Annotated in this window: 25 protein-coding genes and 1 pseudogene; 5 read left to right on the top strand and 21 right to left on the bottom strand. The window is 68.7% G+C overall.

Annotation, left to right across the window (positions count from 1 at the left end; translation table 11 throughout):
• The 4 genes and pseudogenes from ABT078_RS17325 to ABT078_RS17345 form a co-directional block, all read right to left on the bottom strand.
• The coding region (locus ABT078_RS17325; protein WP_351228502.1) for an FAD-dependent oxidoreductase at positions 1-637 on the bottom strand (637 nt) is incomplete at its 3' end.
• Positions 638-960: 323 nt separating this feature from the next.
• Complete coding sequence (locus tag ABT078_RS17335; RefSeq protein ID WP_351228504.1) at positions 961-1,365, bottom strand: RidA family protein; 405 nt, start codon at positions 1,363-1,365, stop codon at positions 961-963.
• A 226-nt stretch (positions 1,366-1,591) separates the two neighbouring features.
• Positions 1,592-1,750, bottom strand: a pseudogene (locus tag ABT078_RS17340) (IS5/IS1182 family transposase); the annotation flags it as partial.
• A 32-nt stretch (positions 1,751-1,782) separates the two neighbouring features.
• Positions 1,783-2,757 (bottom strand): helix-turn-helix transcriptional regulator, encoded by a 975-nt coding sequence (locus ABT078_RS17345; protein ID WP_351228506.1) that lies wholly within the window; start codon positions 2,755-2,757, stop codon positions 1,783-1,785.
• A gap of 138 nt (positions 2,758-2,895) precedes the next feature.
• Here ABT078_RS17345 and ABT078_RS17350 point away from each other — a divergent pair, with 138 nt between their 5' ends.
• Positions 2,896-3,291, top strand: a complete 396-nt coding sequence (locus ABT078_RS17350; RefSeq protein WP_351228508.1) for a RidA family protein — start codon at positions 2,896-2,898, stop codon at positions 3,289-3,291.
• A gap of 402 nt (positions 3,292-3,693) precedes the next feature.
• On the opposite strand, the gene ABT078_RS17355 is transcribed toward ABT078_RS17350, so the two are convergent.
• The 14 genes from ABT078_RS17355 to ABT078_RS17420 form a co-directional block, all read right to left on the bottom strand.
• Positions 3,694-5,046 (bottom strand): replication-associated recombination protein A, encoded by a 1,353-nt coding sequence (locus tag ABT078_RS17355; RefSeq protein WP_351228510.1) that lies wholly within the window; start codon positions 5,044-5,046, stop codon positions 3,694-3,696.
• Between the two features lie 190 nt (positions 5,047-5,236).
• Positions 5,237-6,088, bottom strand: a complete 852-nt coding sequence (locus ABT078_RS17360; RefSeq protein WP_351228512.1) for a PhzF family phenazine biosynthesis protein — start codon at positions 6,086-6,088, stop codon at positions 5,237-5,239.
• A gap of 95 nt (positions 6,089-6,183) precedes the next feature.
• Positions 6,184-7,857: an asparaginase domain-containing protein gene (locus tag ABT078_RS17365; protein WP_351228514.1), complete on the bottom strand. Its 1,674-nt coding sequence runs from the start codon at positions 7,855-7,857 to the stop codon at positions 6,184-6,186.
• Complete coding sequence (locus tag ABT078_RS17370) at positions 7,857-8,333, bottom strand: DUF488 family protein, N3 subclade (protein WP_351228723.1); 477 nt, start codon at positions 8,331-8,333, stop codon at positions 7,857-7,859. The genes ABT078_RS17365 and ABT078_RS17370 overlap by 1 nt, the downstream gene beginning before the upstream one ends.
• Positions 8,334-8,435: 102 nt before the next feature.
• Positions 8,436-9,458 carry a methyltransferase gene (locus ABT078_RS17375; protein WP_351228516.1) on the bottom strand — a complete coding sequence of 341 codons (1,023 nt, stop codon included), beginning with the start codon at positions 9,456-9,458 and terminating at the stop codon, positions 8,436-8,438.
• A gap of 487 nt (positions 9,459-9,945) precedes the next feature.
• Positions 9,946-10,356 carry a VOC family protein gene (locus ABT078_RS17380; RefSeq protein WP_351228518.1) on the bottom strand — a complete coding sequence of 137 codons (411 nt, stop codon included), beginning with the start codon at positions 10,354-10,356 and terminating at the stop codon, positions 9,946-9,948.
• Between the two features lie 157 nt (positions 10,357-10,513).
• The gene (locus ABT078_RS17385) at positions 10,514-11,005 is read right to left on the bottom strand and encodes a PhzA/PhzB family protein (protein WP_351228519.1); all 492 of its coding nucleotides are present in this window, start codon (positions 11,003-11,005) and stop codon (positions 10,514-10,516) included.
• A 143-nt stretch (positions 11,006-11,148) separates the two neighbouring features.
• Complete coding sequence (gene asnB / locus ABT078_RS17390; protein WP_351228521.1) at positions 11,149-13,005, bottom strand: asparagine synthase (glutamine-hydrolyzing); 1,857 nt, start codon at positions 13,003-13,005, stop codon at positions 11,149-11,151.
• A gap of 43 nt (positions 13,006-13,048) precedes the next feature.
• Entirely contained in the window at positions 13,049-13,669 is a 621-nt protein-coding gene (phzG, locus tag ABT078_RS17395) for a phenazine biosynthesis FMN-dependent oxidase PhzG (protein ID WP_351228523.1), read from the bottom strand.
• Positions 13,666-14,013 carry a hypothetical protein gene (locus ABT078_RS17400; RefSeq protein ID WP_351228525.1) on the bottom strand — a complete coding sequence of 116 codons (348 nt, stop codon included), beginning with the start codon at positions 14,011-14,013 and terminating at the stop codon, positions 13,666-13,668. The genes phzG and ABT078_RS17400 overlap by 4 nt, the downstream gene beginning before the upstream one ends.
• A complete protein-coding gene (locus ABT078_RS17405) occupies positions 14,010-15,914 on the bottom strand; it encodes an anthranilate synthase family protein (RefSeq protein WP_351228527.1) in 1,905 nt (634 codons plus the stop codon). Before ABT078_RS17405 ends, ABT078_RS17400 begins: the two co-directional genes overlap by 4 nt.
• Positions 15,911-16,534 (bottom strand): isochorismatase family protein, encoded by a 624-nt coding sequence (locus ABT078_RS17410; RefSeq protein WP_351228529.1) that lies wholly within the window; start codon positions 16,532-16,534, stop codon positions 15,911-15,913. The genes ABT078_RS17405 and ABT078_RS17410 overlap by 4 nt, the downstream gene beginning before the upstream one ends.
• Positions 16,522-17,745: a 3-deoxy-7-phosphoheptulonate synthase gene (locus ABT078_RS17415; RefSeq protein ID WP_502981238.1), complete on the bottom strand. Its 1,224-nt coding sequence runs from the start codon at positions 17,743-17,745 to the stop codon at positions 16,522-16,524. Before ABT078_RS17415 ends, ABT078_RS17410 begins: the two co-directional genes overlap by 13 nt.
• A gap of 202 nt (positions 17,746-17,947) precedes the next feature.
• The gene (locus ABT078_RS17420; protein ID WP_351228533.1) at positions 17,948-18,556 is read right to left on the bottom strand and encodes a YybH family protein; all 609 of its coding nucleotides are present in this window, start codon (positions 18,554-18,556) and stop codon (positions 17,948-17,950) included.
• A gap of 609 nt (positions 18,557-19,165) precedes the next feature.
• Here ABT078_RS17420 and ABT078_RS17425 point away from each other — a divergent pair.
• On the top strand, positions 19,166-19,522 hold the full coding sequence (locus ABT078_RS17425; protein ID WP_351228535.1) for a transposase: 357 nt from the start codon (positions 19,166-19,168) through the stop codon (positions 19,520-19,522).
• An 815-nt stretch (positions 19,523-20,337) separates the two neighbouring features.
• On the opposite strand, the gene ABT078_RS17430 is transcribed toward ABT078_RS17425, so the two are convergent.
• Complete coding sequence (locus ABT078_RS17430) at positions 20,338-21,081, bottom strand: cation:proton antiporter domain-containing protein (RefSeq protein ID WP_502981239.1); 744 nt, start codon at positions 21,079-21,081, stop codon at positions 20,338-20,340.
• A 283-nt stretch (positions 21,082-21,364) separates the two neighbouring features.
• Between ABT078_RS17430 and ABT078_RS17435 the strand changes: the two genes are divergently transcribed.
• From ABT078_RS17435 to ABT078_RS17445, 3 genes are all read left to right on the top strand, one after another.
• Positions 21,365-22,144 carry a heavy metal-responsive transcriptional regulator gene (locus ABT078_RS17435; RefSeq protein WP_351228537.1) on the top strand — a complete coding sequence of 260 codons (780 nt, stop codon included), beginning with the start codon at positions 21,365-21,367 and terminating at the stop codon, positions 22,142-22,144.
• Complete coding sequence (gene merT / locus ABT078_RS17440; protein ID WP_351228539.1) at positions 22,141-22,449, top strand: mercuric ion transporter MerT; 309 nt, start codon at positions 22,141-22,143, stop codon at positions 22,447-22,449. The genes ABT078_RS17435 and merT overlap by 4 nt, the downstream gene beginning before the upstream one ends.
• A 136-nt stretch (positions 22,450-22,585) precedes the next feature.
• The gene (locus tag ABT078_RS17445; protein WP_502981241.1) at positions 22,586-23,557 is read left to right on the top strand and encodes an arsenic resistance protein; all 972 of its coding nucleotides are present in this window, start codon (positions 22,586-22,588) and stop codon (positions 23,555-23,557) included.
• A 436-nt stretch (positions 23,558-23,993) separates the two neighbouring features.
• Here the strand turns inward: ABT078_RS17445 and ABT078_RS17450 are convergent, their stop codons facing one another.
• Entirely contained in the window at positions 23,994-24,935 is a 942-nt protein-coding gene (locus ABT078_RS17450) for a CbrC family protein (protein ID WP_351228541.1), read from the bottom strand.
• Positions 24,936-25,218: 283 nt separating this feature from the next.
• Positions 25,219-25,419, bottom strand: a complete 201-nt coding sequence (locus tag ABT078_RS17455; protein WP_351228543.1) for a hypothetical protein — start codon at positions 25,417-25,419, stop codon at positions 25,219-25,221.
• Between the last annotated feature and the right edge of the window lie 63 nt (positions 25,420-25,482).

Genomic DNA, 25,482 nt, shown 5'->3' on the forward strand with positions numbered 1-25,482 from the left:
GCAGCCCGCTGCCGCGGACGAGCATGGTCACTTCTGCCCCGAGGGCGCGCCAGGCGGTGGCCATTTCGACGGCCACCACTCCGCCGCCGACCACGGCGAGACGACCGGGTACCCGGTCGGCGCTGGTCGCCTCACGGTTGGTCCAGGGACGAATGTCGTCCAGATGGGGGAGGTCCGGCATTGCCGGGCCGCTGCCGGTGCAGACGGCGACCGCGTGCCGGGCACTGAGCCGCACCGTCTCGCCGTCGGGGGTGCTCACCACGACCTGGCGGGGGCCGTCGAGGCGGCCGTGGCCGCGTACGAGGTCGACAGAGATCGAGTTCAGCCAGGCGACCTGGTCCTCGTCCTGCCAGTGGTGGACGATGTCGTCGCGGTGCGCGAGGACGGCTGCCACGTCCAGGGGCCTGTCCACCGCACTTTTCAGTCCCGGTACGCCGAGCGCGTCGGCGCGTGCCAGCACCGGCCGCAGCAGCGCCTTGCTGGGCTCGCACGCCCAGAACGAACACTCGCCGCCGAGCAGCTCGCTCTCCACGATGACGGTACTGAGCCCCGCAGCACGGGTCCGGTCGGCCACGTTCTCGCCCACGGGGCCCGCGCCGATGACGACGACGTCGTAAGTGCGGGAGGTGTCGTTCACTGATGCTCCTGTCTTTCCGCTTCTGCGGGTCTGTGTCACGGGGGCGGGCGCTACTGGATCACTCGGCGACGGCGGCGGGCGTTCGACGGGCTGACGTCCGTCAGGTCACCGTCCGGGGAGCCGGGTCGTCACTTCCTGGAGCACCCAGCCGCTGCCGTCCGGGTCGCTGCACGAGGTGAACGAGCCGTAGCTCTGCGCTCGGGCTCGGGGCTGGCTCGGGGCTACGCGTCCCTTTTCCCGGGCGCGAATGGAAGACACCGGACGGAATCCACTCCGTGGCGCCCCAGGTGACCGCGGCCGCGCATTCACGCCGGCGTTGGAGACTACGCCTCCAGGTCGAGGCGGACGACCGCGCCGATCTCGACGAGCTGGTCGGGCAGCGCGAGGTCGGACACGCCCATGACGGTGCTGGTGGGCCGGTGGTCGCCGCAGTACGCGGCGTGCAGCCGGGCGACGGTGTCGAAGTGCTCCCGCAGGTCCTTGACGAGGACGGTGGTCTCGACGATCTGGCCGCGGGTGGCGCCGAAGTGCTCCAGCACTCGGTCGAGGTTGTCGAGCGTCGTCCTGACCTGGAGTTCGAAGTCGCCCGCCCCGACGAAGGCCCCGGCGCTGTCGTGCGACAACTGCCCGGAGATGTAGAGCGTGTCGCCTGCCTGCACGGCCTGGCTGTATCCGTAGAGAGTTTCCCACGGCATACCGAAGCCGTATTCCTTGGACTCAACAGTCACGGTTCTCTCCTCGTAGTCGACCGAGCCATTCCCGCGGCGGCGGGACGACAACTAAGACCAGCATCGCCCCGATGGTGTGACACACCCCCCGCGCGGTTGGGGAAGTTCTGCCGGCCGCCTGCGGGAGAACTCAACGGCCGTTGACACGCCGCCATAGCGGTTGATGGCTTGGCTTGGCGTGGGGCTGGGGAGATCTCCGCGTCAAATGAAAATGGGGGAGTGTTGCCCCGGTCCACCCCCCTTTCAAGACCCGCATGTTCACCGAGTCGATCGCGCAGCGCGACCAGTCCAGGTCTCCGCGCGAGCCCGGTTCGTCGAGGGTGACGCGGTGCAACCTGGCCCGCACTCGGACGGTACTCCCCTCGGTGAAGCGCCTGTGCGCGGTCGGAAGACGGCGTCAACTCCCAGGACGGCTTCTCAGGATGACGCTCCATAGCGGGCGGCGATCGTGGCGGCCCGGTTGTGCAGGGAGGTACGCAGCCCCTGCGGGGCCAGGACTTCCGCGTGCGTGGCGTGCTGCCACAGGGCCCATTCGGCGTGTCGCGAATCTTGGAAGATCACGTTCAGCCGCAGCCAGCCATCCGCGTCGGATTCTTCGGCGCAGACGGCCAGCACGGTGCCCACCAGGTGCTCCCGCCGCGCCGGGTCCACCCGTACCAGCACGGCGACTTGGTCGCCTCCGGTCCGGAACTGCGCGTTGCGTTCCTGCCAGGCCCGGTCCAGATCGACCGTGTCCGGTCGCTGCGCAGGTTCGTCGAGTGCCTCGGCGGCCAGCACCCGGGACAGCCGGTAGGTGCGGTCCGCGCCGCCCCTCGTGGCCAGCAGGTAGCCCTGCTCGCGTACGGTGACCAGGCCGATCGGGTCCACCGTGCGCCACTTCGGGGTCTGGTCCACAGCCGCGTATTGGATGCGGAGCTTGTGTCCGGCGAACACCGCGCGCCGGACCTCGGCCGCTATGGTGTCGGACACCTCATCTGCGGCCACGCGGCGCGAGAGGAGGTCGGTCTCCGGGTTGATGAGTAATCGCTGCGCCGCGCCGGCCGCAGTGTCTCGAAGACCTTCGGGCAGTGCGTCGACCACTTTGAGCATGGCCGAGGCGAGCGCCGAGCCGAGGCCGAACAGCTGCGCGCCGCGCCGTGATCCGGCGACCAGCAGGGCGAGCGCCTCGTCGTGGTTCAGTCCGGTGAGCGCTGTCTGGAAACCGGGCAACAACGCGAAACCGCCGTGCCGGCCGCGTTCGGCGTAGACCGGCACACCGGCCGCGGACAGCGCCTCTATGTCGCGCAGCACCGTGCGGGTGGATACCTCCAGCTCACGGGCCAGCGTGTCCGCGGTCATCCGACCGCGCTGGCGCAGGAGGAGGACCAATGTAACCAACCGGTCGGCGCGCATATGAAAACGTTAGCAAAAATACATGACCAAGGATGTCACGTTTTATTGGAAGGCTCCTTCACGCGACGTCAAAGCTTGGTGGCTGCCGAGCCGATGGACGTACGTTCTGTCAGTGAATCGAATGGAGCTGGTGCGGCAATGGAACGAAATGCGGTCAACCCGGTGTCGTGGTCGGTGGAGATGGGCTTCAACCAGGGTGAGGTCGTCTCCGGGCACTCGCGCACCCTGTTCATCTCGGGGCAGACCGCGATGAGCAGGGAAGGCAAGCCCGAGCACGACGGTGACATGGCGGCGCAGCTGGCGCTGAGCATTGACAACATCGAGGCCGTGCTCGCCGAGGCCGGCATGTCCCTCTCGAGTCTCGTCCGGCTCAACGTCTACACGACCGACGTCGACCTGCTCTTCCAGCACTACGGCGTGCTGGCGGGACGGCTGGGCGCCGCCGGGGTCGCGCCGACCACCACGATGCTCGGGGTGACGCGTCTGGCGATCCCTGGCCAGATGGTCGAGCTCGAGGGCACCGCCGTCGCGTGATGTGATCTCGTCTCTTCCGCTGCTCGTGCCCGTCGAACCGGCACGAGCAGCGGACAGGTCGGTGATTTCTGGTGCTCATGGTCGTGCCGTTCGCGTCTCTGGCTTCGGCAACGATTCCTGCCTGCAACGGCTGCGGCACGCGGACGCCCGCCTGCCGCTCGACGTATGTCAGCTCTGCGGTGTCCGCGGACCCGACTACGCCTGGGCGAGTTCGAGCCCGCTGCACAAGGCCTCGCCCGTGCCCGGATCGCCTACGAGTACTCCGAACACGCCATAGGCTCACTGCCGAGTTCCCCTGCCGCTACAGCTACGCCACCGAGATCGCCGACCCCGCCGACCTCACGCCGATGATGTCGGCGCTTCGGCATGCAGGCCGTGGGCCACGCGATCGCGACACTGCCTCTACTCGCCGCGGACGGCACGGCGGAGCTTCGTGAGGCGCTCGTGCAGGATGCGTTCCCCGCCGTGCTGTGTGGGGCGGTAGTAGTCCTTCCCCACGAGTTCGTCCGGCGGGTACTGCTGCTCCAGGACTCCGTCGGAGGCGGCGTGGGGGTACTGGTAGCCGATCGCGTTGCCCAGCTCCCTGGCGCCTGCGTAGCGGCCGTACCGCAGGTGAGCGGGAATCTCACCGACGGCGCCCGCTCGGACGTCGGCCATGGCCTCGTCGATCCCGACGATCACCGTGTTCGACTTCGGCGCCATTGCCAGATGCACGGTGGCCTGCGCCAGGGCGAGGCGGGCCTCGGGCATTCCGATCAGCTGGACCGTCTGCGCCGCCGCGACGGCGGCCTGCAGCGCTGTGGGGTCGGCCAGCCCGACGTCCTCACTGGCGTGCACCACCAGCCGCCGCGCGACGAACCGCGGGTCCTCCCCGGCCACGAGCATGCGGGCCAGGTAGTGCAGCGCGGCGTCGGGGTCCGAGCCGCGGATCGACTTGATGAACGCGCTGATGACGTCGTAGTGCTGGTCGCCCTGCCGGTCGTAGCGCACGGTGGTCTCGGCGATGGCCCGCTTCACGGCCGGCACGTCGATCACCGTGCCGCCGGTGTCGGTCACCCCGTCGGCACTCGCCTCCAGCGCGGTCAGCGCGCTACGGGCGTCGCCGGCCGCGAGGCGTACCAGGGCGTCCTCGCCCTCGGGGGACAGCGAGACCGAACCGTCGAGGCCGCGCTCGTCCTTCGCCGCCCGCCGCAGCAGCTCGCGGACCTCGTCCTCGTTCAGAGACTGGAGCTGCAGCACCAACAGCCGTGAGAGCAACGGCGACACCACCGAGAACGACGGGTTCTCCGTGGTGGCGGCGACAAGCAGCACAAGCCGGTCCTCGACAGCCCCGAGCAAGGCGTCCTGCTGGGTCTTGGAGAAGCGGTGCACCTCGTCGATGAACAGCACGGTCTGCCGGTTCTGGCGGTCGCGGCGACGGCGCGCGTCGTTCATCACTTCGCGCAGTTCCTTGACTCCGCTGGACAGCGCCGAGAGGGCGACGAAGTGCCGGGTGGCGACGTTGGCGAGCAAGCGCGCGATCGTGGTCTTCCCGGTACCGGGCGGGCCGTAGAGCAACACCGACACCGCCTCCCCGCCCTCCGCCAGCCGCCGCAGCGGCGCGCCGGGACGGAGCAAGTGCGCCTGGCCGACGACCTCGGCGAGCGTACGCGGCCGCATCCGCACCGCCAGCGGCGCGGTGGCCCGCACGGGCTCGGCGGCCGGGGTTCCGTCGGACGTCGGTAACGCGAACAGCCCCTCATCCTCGGCAGCCATCACGCCACCCATCCCTCGGCACAGAGCACACCTTGGCGTCGGAGCCGGCTGTCCGTCCGAGGACCTCGGTCGCCTCGGCCTACCGAAGTCCCCATGATCGGCCGCGCCCCGAGACGATCGAGGGAAGATGCTCTGCTGGACACGCGCCGCGGCCCTTCCTCTGTGATTCGGTCACTCATACGTTCGGCCACTACACGTACAGCGTTCCCCGGGCGATGACCACGGCCGACCCCGCCACCTGGACCGACTCGATCCGATCCGGCGTCCCCATGGCCCGAGCGCGCATTGTCGAAGGACGGCCGATCTCGACCCCCTGGCAGATCTCGATCCACTCTCCGAAAGGGACCAGACCGTGCCGGGCCAAGTGTACCGCGAGCGAACCAGCGGCCGAGCCGGTGGCCGCGTCCTCCACCACGCCATAGGCGGGCGAGAACATCCGCAGCCTCCATCGAGTGCCCGAGCCCGCGAAGCAGTTGGCGGCCATGTCGGGCAGCCTCGCGAGAATCCTCTGGTCCGGCTCCACGTCGGAGAGCGCGGCCACGCTGTCCAGGCCGACGAACACGTGCCGCGGCCCGTTGCGGTAGACCTCGACCGGCAGGATGCTGCCGGAGGCCACCAGATCGAGACCGGCAAGCAACTCGTCCGCACGGTCGTAGGGTTCCCACGTCGGGACGGGTTGCCACATGCCCGCCGCGCCGGCCCGGCCGTCGCCGTCACGCTCGAGTTCGAACGCCACGGTGCCCATGGCGGTCTCCATCCGGAGCTCCTTCGCCGAGTTCAACTCACCGAGCACAACGGCCGTACCCAGGGTCGGATGTCCGGCGAACGGCAGCTCGTTCACCGGGGTGAAGATGCGGACCCGCACATCACCGTCGTCTTCTGCGGGGAGGACGAAAACAGTCTCCGACAGGTGCATCTCCTGCGCGATCTGCTGCATGCGCTCGGGGGACAGGCCGGAGGAATCCAGGAAGACCGCGGTCGGGTTTCCTTCCAGCGGGACGTCGGTGAAGACGTCGGCTACCACGTACTGGTACGTACCCATGGGTTCCGTTCTCGAAGTGGGGACATCGGGGCTCATGCGGCGAACTCCCGGGCGAGGATCGCGCCGACCTCGCCGCCGACTCGGCGTGCCGCGGGTCAGTGGGTGTCGAAGAGGGCCTGGTATCGAGCGACCGCCTGCTCTGTGGCCGCACGCTCGGCAAGGGTCGGGTTGAAGGGATCCGCGGCCGGGGGCAAGGCACCGAGTTTGAGCAGCGCGGCCATGAGAAGCATGCGCGCCTTGGTGGCCGTGAGGTTGTTGCCCGAGATGAACGTCGGGTCGGTCCGGTACGCCATGCCTCCGGTGTTGCCGCGGCCCGTGCGGACCACCGGCATACCGGCGAAGAGGGCGACGCTCAGTGCCGCGTTCCTCGTCGGGTCGGCCATCCCGAACGGCGACATGCCTTCACAAACGAAGCCCGCCAGTGGCGTGTTGGCGAGGTTGGCGTCGATCCGTGCGAGGATCTCGACCTCTACGTCGGCGATGGGCGGACTGCCGGCGCCGGCCCCCGTTGCCGCGTACCGGCTGTACTTGGTGATCGAGACATGCGGCATGGCGGCGGGTACGAGTCCGTCGGCGTCCTTCGTCGCAACGTCGACCAAGGACACGCCCGTGTCCAACGTGCCGGCGACGCCGGCCACCCGCTGGGGGAGCACGGTGACGCGGAGCTCCGAGCGATGGGTGTGCCTGCGGGCGGGGAGGTAGGTGAGCTGCGGGGGGCCGTAGCCACCCAGGTCGGCAACGACTCCTCCATGACCGCCGGTGACCTCGTAACCCCCCGGTCGGGCGTCGACCTTGGTCACGTCCCGGGCCGAATAGACGAGTTCGTCGACGATCACGCAAGCACCGACGCGGTCCTCGCCCCGCTCGTCCAGGGCGACGCCCGACGCGATGAACTTCACGCCGTCCACCACGTTGCGGTCGCCGTCCGCACTCAGGGACTGGTGGCGCCGTTGAGCCGCGTGTCCGACGAGTGGCACCGTCGTGTCGACCAACAGTCCGAGCCAGTACAAGGTCTCGTCGACGGTCGGACTCCCCTCGAGCCATTGGACGCCGGCGTAGTCTCCCGTGGCGAGGACGGCCTGGACCTGGTTGGTCGCCTGGGCGAGGTTCGCCAGGCCCGGTTCGCTCTGGAGGTGGTAGGGGTAGTAGACGAAGAAGTCCTGCCCGAGGCGTTCGGAATCGGGACCTTTGGTGTATCCGCCCGACGGTGCGGCGCGGAAGAAGTCGAAGTCGGCGATCGACCCCAGCTCTACGGGCGTGCCGTGGTCGCCGAGGCCGAACCGCTCGATCTCCTCGTAGAGGCGGCGGGCGTCGGGGTAGAACGTCTGCCGAGCGGCTCCCGGTGGTGCGAACGGTGCCGTCGAGGTCTCCTCCCAGGCGGATCCGTCCGCCTGCCTGCCCATGTAAGGGAGGGGATAGAGACCGTCGGTGGGATCGAGTTCGACGACGTACACCGGTGTGGCGTCGTCGAGAGGCTGCTCGTGGTGCAACGTGCCGTCCTTGTCGAGCCAGCCGTCCGGAGGGGCGTACAAGCCGGCTGCGTCTTGTTCGAGCGGGTGCGCGCTGAAGGCCTCGATGTACAACGTCACGGGTGCCGCGAGCCGCTGAGGACGCAGGACGTCGAAGTGAGAGGGGCGCAGCGGCAGACCGTGGCGTACGCGTGCCTTGTTCGACGTGACCAGGTCCGGTGTGTTCAGAATCGTCGCCGTCGGTCCGGCGAACACCGCGATCCGCGGTCGCGGCGCGCCGCCCGGAAGATTGTGACCCATCACAACGGCCGCAGGTGTTCGATGGTGATGTGGTGCTGCTCGGTCAGCCGCTGGGAGACCAGCGACCGGTGGCAGGCCTCGGGGTCGCGCTCGACGCAGAACAGCGCTGCGGTCCCGCTGCTCGGCAGCGCCGACACGATCGGCTCGAGGTCGGCCAGGTCGAGGATCTCGGTGGTGTAGCGGCGGCTGTACTCGGCGGCGAGCTCGCGGCGTGAGCGCTTGCCGACTCCTAGGCGGTCGTCCTCGGCGTACTGGAGGTGACGCAACTCGGTGGTCGGGGCGAGTTCACGGTGGTGCTCGTAGGCGATCCCGGCCTCGGCGAGCGCCGCCTGCAGCCGGCGTGAGTTCGCCCAGGCGTAGTCCGGTCCGCGGACACCGCGGCGCTGACGTACGTCGAGCAGCAGGCGCACGTTCGCCTGTTGTAGTCGTTGCAGGTAAGAATCGCCGTCGAAGCCGTAGACGCCGATCGTTGCCATCTTGAGCACCGGAGATCTCCTGTTCGAGCTATGACTCGTGCCCCACCCGACGGTCTCGCCCCTGAGCCATGACGCCGCCCAGGTCGGATTCAGTGCGTATTCCTAGTGTTGCGACGGGGTGCGCGGCGCGGCGATCAGAGCGGTCGTCTCCATGGGCAGCTCCGCGGTCCCGGCGATGTCCAGGCCGGCCCGGTTCAGCAGCCGCGTGATCCTGTCGAGGGTGCGGTGTTCGCCGCCCGTCGTCACCAGGAGGTGCAGATCCCACAGTGCGGGCAGCACGGAGGAGTTCTCGTCCTCGACGAAACGATCGAGGATCAGCAGCCGCGACGAGGAGTCCGCCATGGCGCGGCGGCAGTTCTCGAAGACGCCGACGACGGCTTCGTCGTCCCAGCCGGCCAGCACGCGGCAGAGGATGTAGACGTCCCCGCCCGCCGGGACGTCCTTGAACATGTCGCCCCCGACCAGCTCGGCGCGGTCCAGGCCGACGGTGGCGGACAGGTGCTCACGCGCCTTCGGCATCATGTGCTCGCGGTCGAAGAGCGTGCCTCTGACATCCGGTGTGGCGCCGAGGATCGTGGCGAGCAGGTGCCCGCCCCCTCCGCCCACATCCACGACCGTCTTGCCGCCGGAGAAGTCGAAGATCTCGGGCACCTGGTGGAAGAACATGCTTGCGGCGTTCATGGTGTGCTGGAAGCGCCTGGCGGTGGCCGCGTCCTGACCGAGATATTCGTAGAACGACTGGCCGTAGGCGACTTCGAATCCCGAGGCCTCCGTGCTGATGGCGTGGTGGGCGTGACCCCACGCGGAGTAGAACTCCTCGCCGTACAGCAGGCACATGTCGCGCAGTGACTGAGGGCCGTCGAGCAGGGCCGCGCTGACCCGGGTACCGCGGTAGCCGGTGGACTCGTTGCCCTCGAATATGCCCATGGCCACCAGAAGGCGCATCAGGCGGTGAATGCCCTGCTCATTCGCCCCGGTTGCCTTGGCGAGTTCGGCATCGGTGTCACGGCCGGCCTCGATGTGGTCGGGCAGTCCGAGCTTGACCGCGGTGTAGAGCGCCTGCGCCCTCCATCCACCGGTGATGATGTCGACCACGTCTCGAGTGGCCTGCACGTCGACTGTCATTGAGACCTCACCATCCCGACCTACCAACCGATGCCGGTCGGCCCACTTCGCCGCGGTCATCCACGGCACGACATAGAACTTGGTGATACGACGTGCCCCCTTGCTCCCTCGCGAGGAGCCGGCCCGCCACCGCCGAGCGAGGCGTCAGAGCGGTATGCGCACGAGCACTGGGGGGCCGAGGACCTCCCGGTGTGAGACGGAGCCGTCAGAAAGTCCCACCTCACGCCGGGAGATCCTCACCCCTCACCCGTCGGCCGGCCGTGGGGCCTCGACCTGATCACGGCCACGGGTGGCGGGGTGCGTACTGCTTCACAATCCACCGGTACACCACCTCCCTGGCATCGGGCCGCTCGGCGTCGTCGAGTACGTGCCCGACGGGGATGCCATGCCGGCGTGGAGGCAGGTGCGACAGCACGTCGCGGTGGCGTGTTGGACGATGTCCGTCCTCGGTTCGGGGCCGGTTCGAACGCTGTGGCCCGGTGGTCGATCAGGACTGCTTCTGGGTGATGTTGAACATCCAGGTGATCCCGAACTTGTCCACGAACGTGCCGGCCTCGTCGCCCCAGATCTGCTTCTCGAGAGGCATCGCCACGGTGCCGCCGACGGACAGCTTCTCGAAGTACTCGCGGAGCTTGGCGTCGTCGCCGCCGAGGTAGAGCGCGACGTTGGTGCCCGGGTTGAAGGGAACCCGCTCCGGGACGTCCCACGCCATCACCGTGAAGCCGTCCGAGGTGCTGAGAGTGGCGTGCATGATTCTGTCGGTGTCCGGCGATTCCGGCGAGCCGAAGTCGCCGAACGTGCCCAACTCCAGCGTGCCGCCGAAGACTTCGTGGTAGAACTCCATCGCCTGCCGTGCGTCCCCGTCGAAGGCGATGTACGGGTTGAGCTGAGATCCCACCTGATGCTCCTTGGTGTATGTGCGAACAACGGTGAACCTGGCGACGGGCACCGACGGACCGTCCGGGCCCGGCGGCGCGCTGGTCGCCCGGCACGACGCATGACCCGGTGCTCGACGGCGCGATCGCATCCGGTTCTTTGAAAGCGGAGGGAAGTCCCTACGTGGGGATCCCGCCGCGATTGACCTTCGGCACCTCGATACCCAACGCACGCAGCTGCTGGAACGGGTTCATGAACTCGCGGTTCTGCTTGATCTTGCCGTCTTCGAGCAGGAACGAGTGTATGAAGTGGTTCTTGTAGTAGCCGGGCGGGTAGTCCGGATAAAGGATCTGCCCCTCTCCGTCACACTCGACCCAGAACCTGTTGGGGTCTTGTGTCTCGAAGATCTCTACGTTCTTCCATTCCCAGTCGGGGAACATGCGCAGCGACCACTCGCCGTGCGCCTTGAGCTTCTCGTGCCCCTGGGAGGTGATCGGTTCGCCGGTGTCGCTGGTCCACAGGCCCGCGCTGCCATCCTCGGCGAAGAGCAGGTAGCGCGTCAATCGGTTCTCGCCCTTGCGGCTCATGTAGTCCGCGACGACGGCACGGTGCCGGGCCCGCGGGTCGAGGTCGGTTTCGAGCCCCTCGGGCTGAGTACTGTCCGTTCCCATCTCAGGTCCCTCAATCCATGGTGTGGGCGTGGATATTGACGCGGTGCGTGCGGCCGGCTGCCCGCCGCTGCCTGCGACCGTCCCCGCTCGCAGGCAGCGGCGGCACTGTTCCAGAGCCGTCCGGAATCGACCGGAACTCTGCGTCAGAGCCGCAGCTCGGGGCGGTAGACGTCCAGCCAGGCGCTCAGGTCGAGCACTCGCTCCATGCCGTTGCGGACGTCGATCGGCATGGTGGCCGAGTCCCGCCGCGTGATGTCTTCCAGCCAGCTGCGGTCGACCAGATTGAACACCGGGTCGTCGGTCGTGAGCAGTTCCTTGGACTGCTGCAGCAGCGCGCCGGTGTAGTGCGGGTCCAGAGTGGCAGGGTAGGGAGCCTTCGCCCGATACAGCACCGACTTGGGCAGCAGGTCGGCGGTCGCGGCGCGGAGCAGGCTCTTCTCCCTGCCGTCGAAGGTCTTCAACGACCACGGGGTGTTGTAGACGTACTCCACGAGTCGGTGGTCGCAGAAGGGGACCCGGACCTCCAGCCCGACGGCCATGCTGATCCGGTCCTTGCGCTCCAGGAGCATCCGGACGAAGCGCGTCAGGTGCAGGTGGCACATCACCCGCATCCGCATCTCGTGGTCGCTCTCACCCTCGGCCCGCTCGACCTCGGCGACCGCGTCGGAGTAGCGGTCGCGAATGTAGGTGGGCAGGTCGAGGGCGGCGGTGATGTCGGCGTTGAACCGATCGGACACCTGGGCCCGCGCGCCGCTGACGAAGACGGCCATCCAGGGGAAGGTCTCGGCGGCCTGGACCTCCGGTTGGTGGAACCACCTGTACCCGCCGAAGACCTCGTCGGCGGACTCGCCGGACAGGGCTACCGTGGACTGCTCGCGGATGGCCTGGAACAGCAGGTAGAGCGAGGCGTCCATGTCACCGAGGCTGAGCGGACTGTCGCGTGCGGTGATGACGGCTCGGCGCACCGCCGGGTCGGCGATCGCGGCATGGTCGAGCACGATGGACTCATGCTGCGAGCCGACGTGTGCGGCCACCGCTCGCGCGTACGGGGCGTCCGACGTGGCTCGCAGCTCGTCGGCGACGAAGTCGTCCTCCCGCCCGACGAAGTCCACCGCGAAGCTGCGCACCTTCTCGCCGGGCTCGCCGTGCTCCCCGGGCCGGCCGAGCTTGGCGGCAGCCAGTGCGGTGATTGCACTGGAGTCCAGACCGCCGGAAAGGAGGGTGCAGCGCGGGACGTCGGAGACCAGCTGACGGCCCACGATGTCCTCGAGCAGTTCGCGCACGGTGGCGACGGTGGTCTTCTGGTCATCGGTGTGCGGACGGGTGGGCAGCGTCCAGTAACGGCGCTCACGCAGGCCGGAGCGGTCGACGGTGACCACGCCGCCCGGGACCACCTCGCGCATCCCGCACCACACCGCGCTCCCCGGCGTCTGGGTGAAGCTGACCAGCTCCCGCAGTCCGGCGAGGTCGACCGCGTGGTCGGCCAGCGGGTTGGCGAGGATCGCTTTCGGCTCGGAGCCGAACAGCACCCCGTCGTCGGTGCTGGAGAAGTAGAGCGGCTTGACGCCCAGCCGGTCGCGGATCATCACGAGCTTCTCGGCCCTGGAATCCCAGACGGCGAACGCGAACATACCGTTGAGCTGTTCGGCGACCGCTTCGCCCCACTCCAGGTAGCCGTGGAGCACCACCTCGGTGTCACTGCGGGTCTGGAACCGATGGCCTCGACGGAGCAGCTCGCTCCTGAGCTCGGTGTAGTTGTAGACCTCACCGCTGTAGGTGATCGCCACCGGGCCGTCGTCGGTGGGCACCACCATGGGCTGGGTGCCTCCTTCGAGGTCGATGACCGCCAGCCTCCGATGACCGAACGCCGCGTGCCGGTCGAGCCAGGCGCCTCCTGCGTCCGGTCCCCGGCAAGCCATGGTCTCCGTCATCGCGTCCAGCTGGACGCGCTGCTGAGTCAGATCCCGGTCGAACGAGACCCAGCCCGTAATTCCACACATCGACTTGCCTTTCTTCCTCTCGAGTCCACGATCCAGAGCACGGTCAGGGTTGGAGCCGGCCCGTACGCCAGCCGGAACCGTCGCGCTCGTAACGCAGCCTCCGGTGCAACCGGTCCTGCGGGTCGGCCTGCCAGAACTCCACCGACGCCGGTTCCAGCAGATAGGCCAGCCAGCGGTCCGGGCGAGGCAGCGTCGAGCCGCCCCGACCCAGTTCCCGGGCCTGCTCCCTCAACGCGTCCTCGTCCAACAGCGGCGCGCTCTGATGCGACGCCACCGACATCGGGTGCGTGCCGACCGGCCGGGCGGCCCACAGGGCGTCGGACTCCTCGTCGGGCAACGGACGGGTCGGGCCGCTCACGCTCACCTGGCGGCCGGCCTCGCGCCAGTAGAACACGCCCGATGCCCAGCCGGTCTCGGCCAGGTCCCGGCCCTTGCGGCTGTCGGCATGGCTGGCGAACACCAGACCCGTATCGCGAACCGCGAGCACCTGCACGATCCGGTTGGAGGCGTGGCCGCGGGCGTCGGCGGAGGCCAGCGCCAGGGCGCCCGGCTCGCGGACGGCGTTCGCCACGGCGCTGTCGAACCAGGCCTGGAGCAGGTCCATCGGTTCGGCGGGCGGGGTGGAGAACTCCTCGGCCGTCCTGGGTTGGGTCGATGCGCTCACGATGACTTCCTGACCGGTTCGAAGGCCAGGCCGCGATCGACCAGTTGGCCGGAGTGGACACCTTCGACGATGGCCTCGATGTCGGTCATCATGCGGTCGGTCGGCGGGTATCCGATGAGCTCGGTGGCCCGGTTCGGCGGCATCGGTGCCGTCAGGTCGGCCGTGGAATCCCACAGCATCACCGCGCCCCAGCGGTTGGTCTGCCGGTCGGAGATCCAGAACTTCAACCGCAGCCCGTGAATCTCCGCCCACGGATCCACGCCCTCGTCACGCAGGTAGACGCGTAAGGAGTCGATGGTCTGGTCGGACCGGGAGAGGTCCCACCAGGAGATGGTGGCTTTCATACGTTCAGTACCTCCGCGGTCTCCATCAGCGGTACGAGCAGGTCGGCCAGGACGCGCTCCCCGTCCTGGGTGAGCACGGATTCGAGGTGGAACTGCACCGAGCCGAAGTGCGGCCCGCGCAGGGCATGCACCTCGCTCGTGCCGGCGTCGAGGCTGACCTTCACCTCGCCGACGCCAGGACACTCCAACTGCTCGGCTCGCGCGCGCGCCACGTAGGAGTTGTAGAAGCCCACCCGCTCCCGCGAGCCGAACAGGTCGATCTCTCGCTGGGTGCCCTGGTTGGGGACCTCCCGGCGCCTCAGCTCGAGCCCGAGGTGCCGGCACAGCAACTGATGGCTCAGGCACACGGCCAGGAAGGGGATGCGCCGGGACAGCAACTGCTCGATCGCCGAGGTGAGGTGGGCCATCCTGGGGTGGTCGATCTCCCGCGGGTCGCCGGGTCCGGGCCCCATGACGACGAGATCGTGGTCGTCGAAGCGGTGGGACGCGTCGAAGCGGGTGAGTTCCACGGTCAGCCCGATGGCGCGCAGCTGGTGGGCCAGCATCGAGCTGAAGGTGTCCTCGGCATCGATGATCAGCGCCCGGCGGCCGCCCAGCACCGGATGCGGCTGTGCTCGCGACTCGGCATCGCTGAGCCAGAAGCGCGCGATCGTCTCGTTGCGCCTCCCCAGAGCCTCCTGGACCAGCGGGTGCTCGTCGAGCCGCTCGTTGGCGCCCAGCGCCGAGAGCAGGCCCGCGGCCTTGGTGCGGGTCTCGGCGACCTCGGTGTCGGGGTCGGAGTGCCGGACCAGGGTTGCGCCCACCCCGACCTCGACGTGACCACTGTCGTCGACGTCCGAGGAACGGACGTCGGCGGTACGGATGAGGATGGCCGAGTCCAGGGTGCGCGCGCCGCCGGCGTCGCGGCCGACGAGGGCCGCGACGCCCCCGTAGTACCCGCGGCCGCGCGGCTCGTAGCGGGCTATCACCCGGCAGGCGTTCTCGAGCGGGCTGCCGGTCACGGTGGGGGCGAACATCGTTTCCCGCAGGATGTCCCGGGGATCGAGGTCGCTGCGCCCCTCGATGATGTACTCGGTGTGCGCGAGCCAGGCCATCTCCCGCAGGAACGGTCCCATCACGCGGCCGCCGCCCTGGCAGACCCGGGCCATCATTTTCAGTTCCTCGTCCAGGACCATGTACAGCTCGTCGGTCTCCTTGCCGTCGGTGAGGAACTCCATGACCTCCGACAGGACCGGTCCTGTGGGTGGGTAGCGGTAGGTGCCGCTGATCGGGGTCATCGCCGCAACGCCTGCTCGCAGGCTGACGTGGCGCTCCGGTGTGGCGCCGACGAAGGTTCGAGTGCCGGTGTGCACGATGAAGGTCCAGTAGGCGCCGGTCTCCCGGGTGAGCAGCCGGCGGAACAGGCTGAGTGCGCTGCGCGTCGAGTACCCGGCGATGGTGGTGACGAACGAGCGCTTGATGACGAAGTTCGAGCCCTCTCCGGTGCCTATCTCGTTGTCGAGCACCGCGCGGACCGTGTCGGCGTAGGCTTCGTCGGCGGTGTCGAAACGCCCACCGGTCAGGGCGATCGGCTCGTCCGGCAGGGATCTCAGCGCCTCGGACGTGGTGATCTGACCCTGGTCGGTCACTGACATCGCGAGCAGCGGTGAGCCGTCCGCGGCGGCGGCGAAGCCGCGCTCGGTGATCTGCTGGTGGGGCACCAGGACCAGCGTCTCGTGCCGGGCCTCGCCGGGCCGTCCGCTCTGGTCGGCCAGCGGGATGTCGGCGAGCCGGGCCGGGGTGCTGACCTGGCCCAGCAGGATCTCCACGTGGTCCGGGCCCAGGGTCTCGGGGCGGTGCAGCAGCGCGAAGGCACCCGGATTGGGGCCCAGCACGTGCTCGAGCAACTGCGTCGAGTTCATCGGAAGACCTCCTCGCTGGTGGTGACCACCGAGCAGCGAGCGGCCGCGTAGTCGAGGGCCAGCCGGTGGTACTCGGCGGAGAAGTCGCCGACGGCGTCGGCAACCAGGAACGGCTGGATGTCGTTGGTGAATGCCTCAAGGGCCGTCGCCAGTACACCTACATGGGCGTACACCCCGCAGATGATCAGCTGATCGCGGCCCTGGGCGCGCATCTGCGCCAGCAGGTCCGAGCGGAAGAACGCGCTGTAGCGCCACTTGGTGAGCACCTGGTCCGCCGGCCGGGGTGCGAGTTCCTTGACGATCTGACGATCGACGGGGTCCACCCTCATGCCCGGACCCCAGAAGTCCTTGAGCAAGCCGCGTTCCTCGTCCGTCATGCCACCGGGTTGCGCGGTGTAGAACAACGGGACCCCGAGCGCGGCACAGCGCTCCCGCAGCAGCGCGCAGTGGCGCACCAGCGGGTCGCGCACCGCCGAGGGAAACGGTGCGAGGAAGTAGCGCTGCATGTCGTGCACGAGCAGTGCCGCACGGCGTGAGTCGGGTTTCCACTGGGCCGTGCTGATGGGCAGTTCAGCCGCCGTCGGCAGTGGGTAGGCTGAGATCGGGGCTATGCCCGGCACGGTTCTCCCTCGGCTCGGTTCGTCATCATCTGCGTCTGCCAGGCCGAGACCACCGATACCGCCTGACGAGGGTTGAGTCGCGGGTCGCACAACGTCGTGTACTTCTCACCGATCCGGTCGGTGCCGTTCGGGACGTCGGCGCATTCGGTCACCGCATCGGGGGTGGTCTCCAGATGGATCCCGCCCGGTATTCCGCCGACTGTGCGAACGGCGGCCTGGAAGGCTGTGACCTCCCGATTGATCGTCTCCACGACCCGGGTCTTGCGTCCCTCGGCGGTGGTCACGGTGTTGCCGTGCATGGGGTCGACCAGCCAGATCACCGGGTGCCCGGCGGCGCGCACGGCCCGGACCAACGGCGGCAGCAGATCCATGGCCGCGTCAGCACCCATCCGGGCTATCAAGGTGAGTCGGCCCGGCTCCTTCTCAGGGTCGAGCCGCTCGCACAATCCGAGCAGCTCGGCGACCGTCATACGCGGCCCGACCTTGCACGCGACCGGGTTCACCACACCTGCCAACAGCGCGACGTGGGCCCCCTCGAGCTGGCGGGTTCGCTCGCCGATCCACGGCCAATGCGTGGAAGTGAGCGCGACCCGGCCCTCCCGGTCCCGACGCAGCATCGGGATCTCGTAGTCGAGCAGCAGAGCCTCATGGCTGGTCCACACAGCCGGGTCGATGCGCTCCTGCGCCGTCGGACAGAGGTTGGCCATGAGCTGGCTCGCCGCCCGGTAGCCCGCCAGCAGGCGCCGGGGATCGGGCCGTCGTGCTTCCGGGTCCGGCTCCGGACCGTTCACCATGTGCCCTCGGTACACCGGGATCTCGACGCCGCCGACCAACTCGGTGTGCGCCGACCGGGGCTTGGCGTACTGGCCTCCGATGCGGCCGACCCGCACCACCGGCTGATGAGTGATCGCGTTCATGACTCCGGCGAGCACGTTGAGGAGTCCCGCCTTCCGCTCCACGTCACCTGCGGTGCATTCCGCGGGGTCCTCCGCGCAGTCACCCGCCTGCACCACCTGGGCCTGCCCGGCGGCGACTTCGGCGAGCAGACCGCGGAGCCTGCTCAGCGATTCGGTCTCCACGAGCGGGGGGAGGGCTGCCAGCACGTCCCGGACCTGCTCGACCTCCGCCGGATCTCCCCACTGAGGCTGCTGCTGCGCAATCGGGGCTTGTAAGACTTCGAGCGAGGTGACGTTCAAGTTTGCTCCAAACATCCGACGTGTCGGCACGTCGCTATCCGCGCATTAATTGACCGATAGCCGGCCACCCATGGCCGATGGCGAAATCACCATGGGTGAGAGGAGTTTCCTCGGAATGCTTGATTTTCGGCACGGCGGATAAAACTCCCGTTTGCACGGCTAGTTCGCCGACCGGCCGGCTGAGCAGAAAGAAGCCGAGACCGCCGAGGTGATCAGATCAGTGGTGGGCGGCCGCCGGCGCGGGCCCGCCGTGGGGCGGGTACGGGTTGTCCTGAACGTACAGCCACGTACCGTCCGGCTGCTCCCGCACGGTGTCGCAGAAATTCCCGGTGAAGGTCTCGCGGGTACCATCCGGCGCGTTCTGCGCCAGGCTGTAATCGCCCATGATGGCCGCCGTGCGGCCACGTACCTTGCCGTCGCGTCCGCGCACCCCTCCCGCCAGTACAGTCTGGCGAGGGTTGACGGTGAGCACCGGATCCGACGCGAACCAATCGATGTAGAACGCCCGGATCTCCTTGTGGCCCCTGATGATCGATCCGTCGTAATTGACGATCGCCGCTTCGGGCTCATGGAGAGCGATGATTCCGTCGACGTCCTTGGCCTTGATCCTCTCGCCCAGGATCTGCAGCAACTGAGCGGGGGTCTTCGCGACCTGCCGCGTACCGATGATCTCCGACGGGGCCTCGGTGTCCGCCGGAGTCTCGGTGGCGGTTGATGTGCTCGCCGCCACCGACTCGGTCTGGATGAAGATGGGGCCGGCGATGCTTCCAGCCGTCAACACAATGGCTGCGGCAGCGATCGGAAGCGTGTGCTTAATTTTGCTCATAACATCTCCCCAAACTGGAGATGGCAACAGGTTAATACAACGCGTCTGCCGGCGTTGGACCCTCCGAACTGGCCCCCATTTGCCATCCCGCCCCCTTGATGACAGTCATACAACAGTCCGGAACTGGCCCCTGTCAACGCTTTCAGAAATGTAGAGAGTGTCGGTGCGCTATTCCGCCTATCCGGAGGTTGAAGCGGAATATCGACTGCACCGTTATGACCTGCGGCCATCACTGTTCTCGGAACCCATCTGGCAGAGATCCAGGCGACGAGGCCGGGGCAGCCGGCGACCACGAACCTCCCATTCCGGCGACCAGCACCCTCCATTTGCGCCCGATTTGCGGCGGTATTTCCACCGCTGCGACGTGAGTCACATCGGCCACATCAAGCTGAGGACACGTGATCACCATCAGTGAATAGAAAGCGCAGTACAGGTCACCGCTGAGTAAAGAAAGAGGAAAGCGGGATTCCGGCCATGCTGGGTGGATGGCGCAAACTGCGGCTCGACGTCGGGAAATCCGTCGCCTAGTACTTTTCCGGCCGATCGTGTGACCAATTGATGTCCACGTTGTTGATGTGAACATGAGGCGGGGCGACTGGCATATTCCGAGTGGGAACCGCCGCGGCCCTTCCCGCCGGTCGGCAACGGGCGTCGCGGCAGGCGGCGGACCGGCAGGTGATCGACGGGATTTCGCACCGGGGGCGAACCGACATTCAGTGGCATGGCGACCTGCTCGAACGGTCCGGGCCGTGGAGGGCCGTGTGCGAACGCCACTGGCTGTGGCCGGCGGACGGGACATGGCAGCGTCCGCTCCAGCGGATCCAGGCCGCCTCAGCGGATGCGGCAGGCGACGTCGACCGGGACATCTCGGTGGACTCCACCATCGTCCGCGCGCGTCAGCATCCGGTCGGCGCCGCGCGCGGACCTCGGCCGGTGCACGTCACGAAGAGCCTGCCTCACCCGTGACGGGATCGGTGCTCGTGCCTGCAATCAGCGGTTTGCCAATGCCTCCGGCACCGGTGACACCACCTTTTCGATCACCGTCGACTGGGGCGCAGGTCATGCCGGGCCGGAGGCCGAGAGCCTCATTGCGAGGCCACGAAGAAGGTAAGGGGGCCGCCGGGCCTTGCCGTCGCCGGAGCTCCGGTGACGGCAAGGCGGTTCGCAGTTTCGCCGGCATGGGACGAGGCACCGCCGCGGCTCGTCGTTCGCGGAAACCTGACCGATGGACTCGGCCGGATCCCTGTCATGCCACTGACGTCCACGGTTTCCGGCGGCCGGTCATGGAATCTAATCCACCGACCGGACAACAACGGCCTGTTGCGGGATGAACTTGCGTGTCCTTGACACCATTTCTGCGAGCCGCATCATCAACACATCAAGCGCGGTGACATCGGCGTCAGGGGCGTGTCAGCGGATGCCCCGCGTGACACCGGTAGTCGCAGAATGATCGACACCGGGGGAGCGGACCACCGTCCGTGGCGTGACGTGGAGGGCGAGTGACTGTCACCGCTGGAAGTACGCGCAGTCCGGAAGCGGGGGCCCGGACAGCTGCCGTGTACGGGCCACAGAAGGCCGTCAGAGGGCCGTCCCCGGCCGCGGTCACGAGGGGGTCCGCGACCGGAACGGCCCACGCGGCGTTCGCCGACGCGGTACGGGAAGGCAGGGGTACGGTGGCCCGGCTTCTGCCAGGGGTCGTCGCGTCCCTGCTGTCCGCCGCGGCGTTCACTGTTGCCGGGCTGCGGCCGCGCCTCGCCGAGTTCCGCTGATCGCCGGGCGCCTCAGGTGTCAGCCAGCCGCGCGTCCTCCAGGTCCAGGGAGCGCTGGAGTCGTCTGCGCGCCGTGTCGCTGATGCGGTGATCGTCGTACAACCGCTGGAGTTCGTCCGTCTCGACGCGTATCAGTTCGCGGCGCAGCTGACGGTACACATGGTCCGCGGACTCGGCGGAGTCCGTGTCGGCGAGCTGGTCGGTGGCGTGCTCCAGCCGTGCCTGCAGGGCGCGGCGCAGCCGGTCCAGCACCACGTCGGGAACTGCTTCGAGCTCGGCGAGTTCGTCCAGCCGGCTCAGTCCCGCGCCGGCAAGACTGCATCTGGCCTCGGCCTCCTCCCGCTCGGTGTGGGCGGGTTCGAGGGCGATTCCGGAACGGCGCACCAACGGAGCGAGGGTGAAGCCCTGGGCGATGAGCGTGACCACCACGACCGATGTGGCCAGCACGAGGACCAGCGGGCGCTGGGCGAGGACCGTTCCGTCCGTGGCGACGACCGGGATGGAGAGCGCGGCGGCGAGCGGGACGACACCGCGGGTCCCGGCCCAGGTCAGCACGACGGGTACCCGCCAGGACGCCCCGGACGCACCGCCGTTGCGGTGGACGACCGCGGACAGGGGGAACACCCACAGCATCCGTACGGCGACGAGCGTGGCGGCGACGGCGAGCGCGTGCAGCGGCCACAGGCCGTAGCCCTCGGGCAGATTTCGGATCAGCGTCGGCAGGGCGAACCCGATCAGCACCGAGGAGATGCTCAACGGCCTGGAGATGGTGCAACAGCCCAGCAGTTGGCCGCCTTCAGGCCGCCGGGCGTCGTGCTTTGGACATTGCCCTGCCCGATCTGCCCGGCATCGACGTCATCCACGGCCTGAAGGCCTGCACCGTCGAGCATGAGCAGGGGGCCGTACGCCCGTCACGACCGACCCTGCCCAGGCCGACCGGACGGCGCCTCCGGCCCGGGTGCCGGACCAGCTTCCGCGCTGCCGCGATGTGGCTCAACGCTTGACCTTTGAGTCGGGTTGAAGGTTTACCGTCGGTGGCGTGAGGACCTACCGCATCTCGCAGCTGGCCGCGCGCTCCGGTGTTCCGGCCACGACGCTGCGTTTCTACGAGGACGCCGGGCTGCTGCCCGCTGACCGCACGCCGTCCGGGTATCGCGTGTACGGCGAGGACGCGGTGGAGCGCCTGGCCTTCATCTCCTCGGCCAAGCTCCTGGGCCTGACGCTGGAGGAGATCCGCGACCTGCTGGACGCCCGCGAGGAGGGGGTGTGTGCGTCCGTGCGGGCCCGGATGCTGCCGCTGGTCGCCGACCGGATCCAGGACACCGACGGCCGGATCGCCGAGCTGCGGGCCTTCGCCACGCGCCTGGCCGGCGTCCATGCGGACCTGTCGGGCCCGGCGCCGGCGGGCGCGTGCGGGCCGGACTGCGGTTGCACCATGACCAGCGCAGCGGTGGCCGGACCGGTTCCGGTGGCTCTCTCGCCGAACCGTCCCGCCTCCGGATCAGACGCGGAGGTGTGGCGGGATGCCCCGGTCGCCTGCACGCTCGGCGGCTCCGAGCTCGGTGAGCGCACCGAGCAGTGGCGCGCGCTCGTCGCCAAGGCCGACCAGTGCGAGGAGATCGACGACGGCCTGCGGCTGTGCTTCCCGCCGGACGCTGAGCTCGCCGGGCATCTTGCGGCGCTCGCCGCGGCCGAGCAGGGCTGCTGCGCGTTCTTCGACTTCACCCTCCACATGACCCCCGATGCCCTCCAGCTGAGCGTGCGGGCGCCCGAGAGCGCCGCCGGGATGCTGGCCGACCTGTTCGGAGTCCCCGCATGAGCAGTTCCTCGTCGCGTCCGTCCGGGCCCTGGGGCACGCTCGGTGCCGGCGCGGCCGCCGTTGCCGCCTGCGCCGTGTGCTGTGCGGGCCCGCTGCTGGCTGTGCTCGGTGGTATCGGCATCACCTCGGCGATCGGGGCCTTGTGGATGCCCGTCCTCGCGGTGCTGGCCGTGGCTGCGGCGATGGGGTTCCTCTTCGTGCGCCGGCGCCGCCGGGCCGCAGCATGCCGCACCGCCTCGACCCGTGCCGATCTGGGCATGCCCACCGTCGGACCTGAGCCGAAGGACCGTGCGCCGTCGCGTTGAGGTACAGCCGTTGCCGGTGTCCGGGCAGATGGCGTGACCTGCGAGGATGGGTGAGCGAGCGGCTGCTGCGGGTGGCCGGGACGAGAACGAGGGAGTGGTCAGGGTGTCGCAGGGTCCGCAGGGCCTGGTCGCGCGGATGGAACAGCACCAGGTGGCGGTCTACCTCGCGGCGATGGCCGCCGGCGGGCTGCTTGGCTGGCTGGCCCCGGCCGCCGGCCCAGGACTGGAGCATGCGATCAACCCGGTACTTGGTGCCTTGCTGTTCGTCACCTTCCTCCAGGTCCCGGCCGCCGACCTGGTCCGCTCGATGCGCGACGGACGCTTCCTGTCCGCGGCCCTGGTGGTGAACTTCGTCATCGTGCCGCTGGTCGTCGCCGCGATGTTCACGTTCCTGCCCACGGACCAGGCCGTGCGGGTCGGGGTGCTGCTGGTGCTGCTGTGCCCGTGCGTCGACTACGTGATCGTGTTCTCTGGACTGGCCGGTGGCTCCAGCCGCCGCCTGCTGGCCGCCACCCCGATGCTGCTCGTGGCCCAGATGCTGCTGCTGCCGGGGTTCCTGTACCTGTTCATGGGTTCCGAGCTGGCCGACATCGTCGAGGTCGGCCCGTTCTTGGAAGCCTTCGTCGTACTGATCGTGATCCCGCTCGCGCTCGCCTGGGTCGTGCAGGCGTGGGCCGCGCGCCGCCCGGCCGGTCAGCAGGTCTCCGACGCGGCGACCACCACAATGGTGCCGCTCATGGCCGCGACCTTGCTGACCGTGGTTGCCTCCCAGGTCCCCAAGCTCGGCGACAGCCTGACCGACGTTGCCGCCGCCGTCCCCTTCTACGTGGCGTTCCTCGTGGTCATGGCCTTCGCGGGGAAGGCGGTGGCCCGGCTGTTCTGCCTCGACACCGGTGCCGGGCGGGCGATCGTCTTCACTGGCGCGACCCGCAACTCCCTGGTCGTGCTGCCGCTGGTCCTGGCCTTGCCCGATGCGCTCGCTGTAGCCGCCGTCGTCGTGGTCACCCAGACCCTGGTCGAGGTCCTCGGCATGGTCGCCTATGTCCGGCTTATCCCGCGCCTGGTTCCTGCTGTCCAGTCCGCGGAGGACGTACCCGTCGCGCCCTGAACGGCGGCCGGCAGGCAGCTGACCGACGTCGGGTTCCTTCCCGAACAGCGGCATATCGTCAGGAGCCGGATCGCTCCTGACACGCACCAGCCGCACGGTGTGCCGCCAGCGCCCGGCCGCATCCTGAGACACGTCGACCGCGACCCCGGCGACCACAACCGGCTCGACCGGCAGTACGGCGAGCTGCTCCCGACCCCCATCCGGCGGAAAGGGTCACCCCAGTGCATGGGTGCGCGGTCCCGCCCACGGCGGGCCCGGTAGGGCTGACCGGTCCGATCACCCGACCGAGGAGCCTCGCTCGAGCCCATGCTCACCATGATCGGTAGAGGATCTCAGAATCGTGGCGTTCCCAGGTGCTTCCGACCGCGGCCGCCAGCCGCGGCCGGCAGGCGGGTTCAGCCGGATCTCGATGTCGTTGGACATCGTCTCCATCACATCAGGAGAAGTCCGCGCGGGCGAGATGGGTGCCGCAGGTCCGGCAGCGGAACAGGTAGGCGGTCGGCTGGTCGTCCTTGTGGAGGGAGTGAAGGAAGTCGTCGATCCAGCCGGGTTCCCGGTTACCTTCGGTGAACTGCTGGCGCAGGTGGTCGACTGCGTCCGGGTAGGGCGCCATTTCCTCGGCCCCCACCGCACCGAGGAAGGCGGTACCGTCGTCGCAGTGCGTCGGCCAGCCCCAGTCCTGCCAGGTGGAGAAGCCGGGTGTGCGCTCAGAGATCTTTGTGGCGGCCTCGTCTGGTACCTGGTCCGCGCAGACCTCGTTGAAGAACATGCCGTGGCGTTTGGCGGCGGTGCCGAACGCGATGCAATACGGGCAGACACGTCCGTCTGGTAGGTCCTGTCCGTAGACGGGGCCCGTGTAGATCCAGCCTTGGTCGTGCCCGCAGCACGCGCATCTCTCATCGGCGGCGATGACCGAGCCGCTTCCGATCGGGTCGGGGTGGTATGGGAACGGCGGGAGCACGGGCCGACTGCGCGGTTCTGGCTGCGGCCTGATGACCAGTTCGATGGCCTGGCCGGTCATGGCGGGAGGCGGGACCACGACCGCGTTCTCCTGAAGCTCCTCTGGCAGGTGCTTCCGGTCGGATTCCCTCGTCACGATCGTCGTCTGATGCTTGTTCATCAGCAGGACGGCCGCGCCGGTACGGCGCGTGAGTTCGGCGATGATGTCGAGGACGCCCCGTCCGGGCCGGTCGAACGAAACCCCGTGGTCGATGCATACGTCGGCTTCGCTTCCGTCGGCGGCCCGTACCCATTCGACCCGTTCGCCGTCGGGAACGTCGTACGGGGCGTACGGTTCCAGCAACTCCCGGACCAGTGCCTCGTCCATCGGGACGACGTCGCCGTGGCGGAACTTGTACACGTAGAGACCGAAACCCATCAAGTCACCCCATCATGACAGTGGGGGCAGACAAGCCCCGGCGCCCGGTGGCCGCTGTATCCCCGCCGCAACTTTCCCCCTGTGCGCGTGCGGTTGCGGCCTTGCACCTTACCCACACCCGCATTCGAACGTAGCGCGATTGAGGAAGGCGTCCAGGGCAGCGTAAGGACCTTGTGGGGGTGAACCGTTGCGGAGCAGTTCAATGCCTTTGAGCAGGCTGGAGTCGGCGGTCGAGCGGTTGCGGATCGGCGAGGCCGCGCTGCAAACCGGCGCCCGTGCCGACCTACGTGGATGCCGGCGCGGACGACGCGACGTGTGAACGGTAGTCGGTCCGGCGGGCGGCGGTCATCAGCGGACCGGCCAGGGCCACGAGCATCCAGGCATCCAGATAGGCGACGGCGGCGGTTGGGGAGACGGCCGTCCACAGCGCGCCGGGGCCGGCGGAGGTGGCGAGGTTGCCCAGCGACTGGACGGCGGCGAGCATGCCCCGAACGCCGACCCCCGCGGGTCCTTGGGGCGAGCGCCGCCACCGCGGAGTGCTGAGCGG

This window comes from Streptomyces sp. NPDC002133 (assembly GCF_040296405.1).
In the GTDB taxonomy this organism is placed as follows: domain Bacteria; phylum Actinomycetota; class Actinomycetes; order Streptomycetales; family Streptomycetaceae; genus Streptomyces.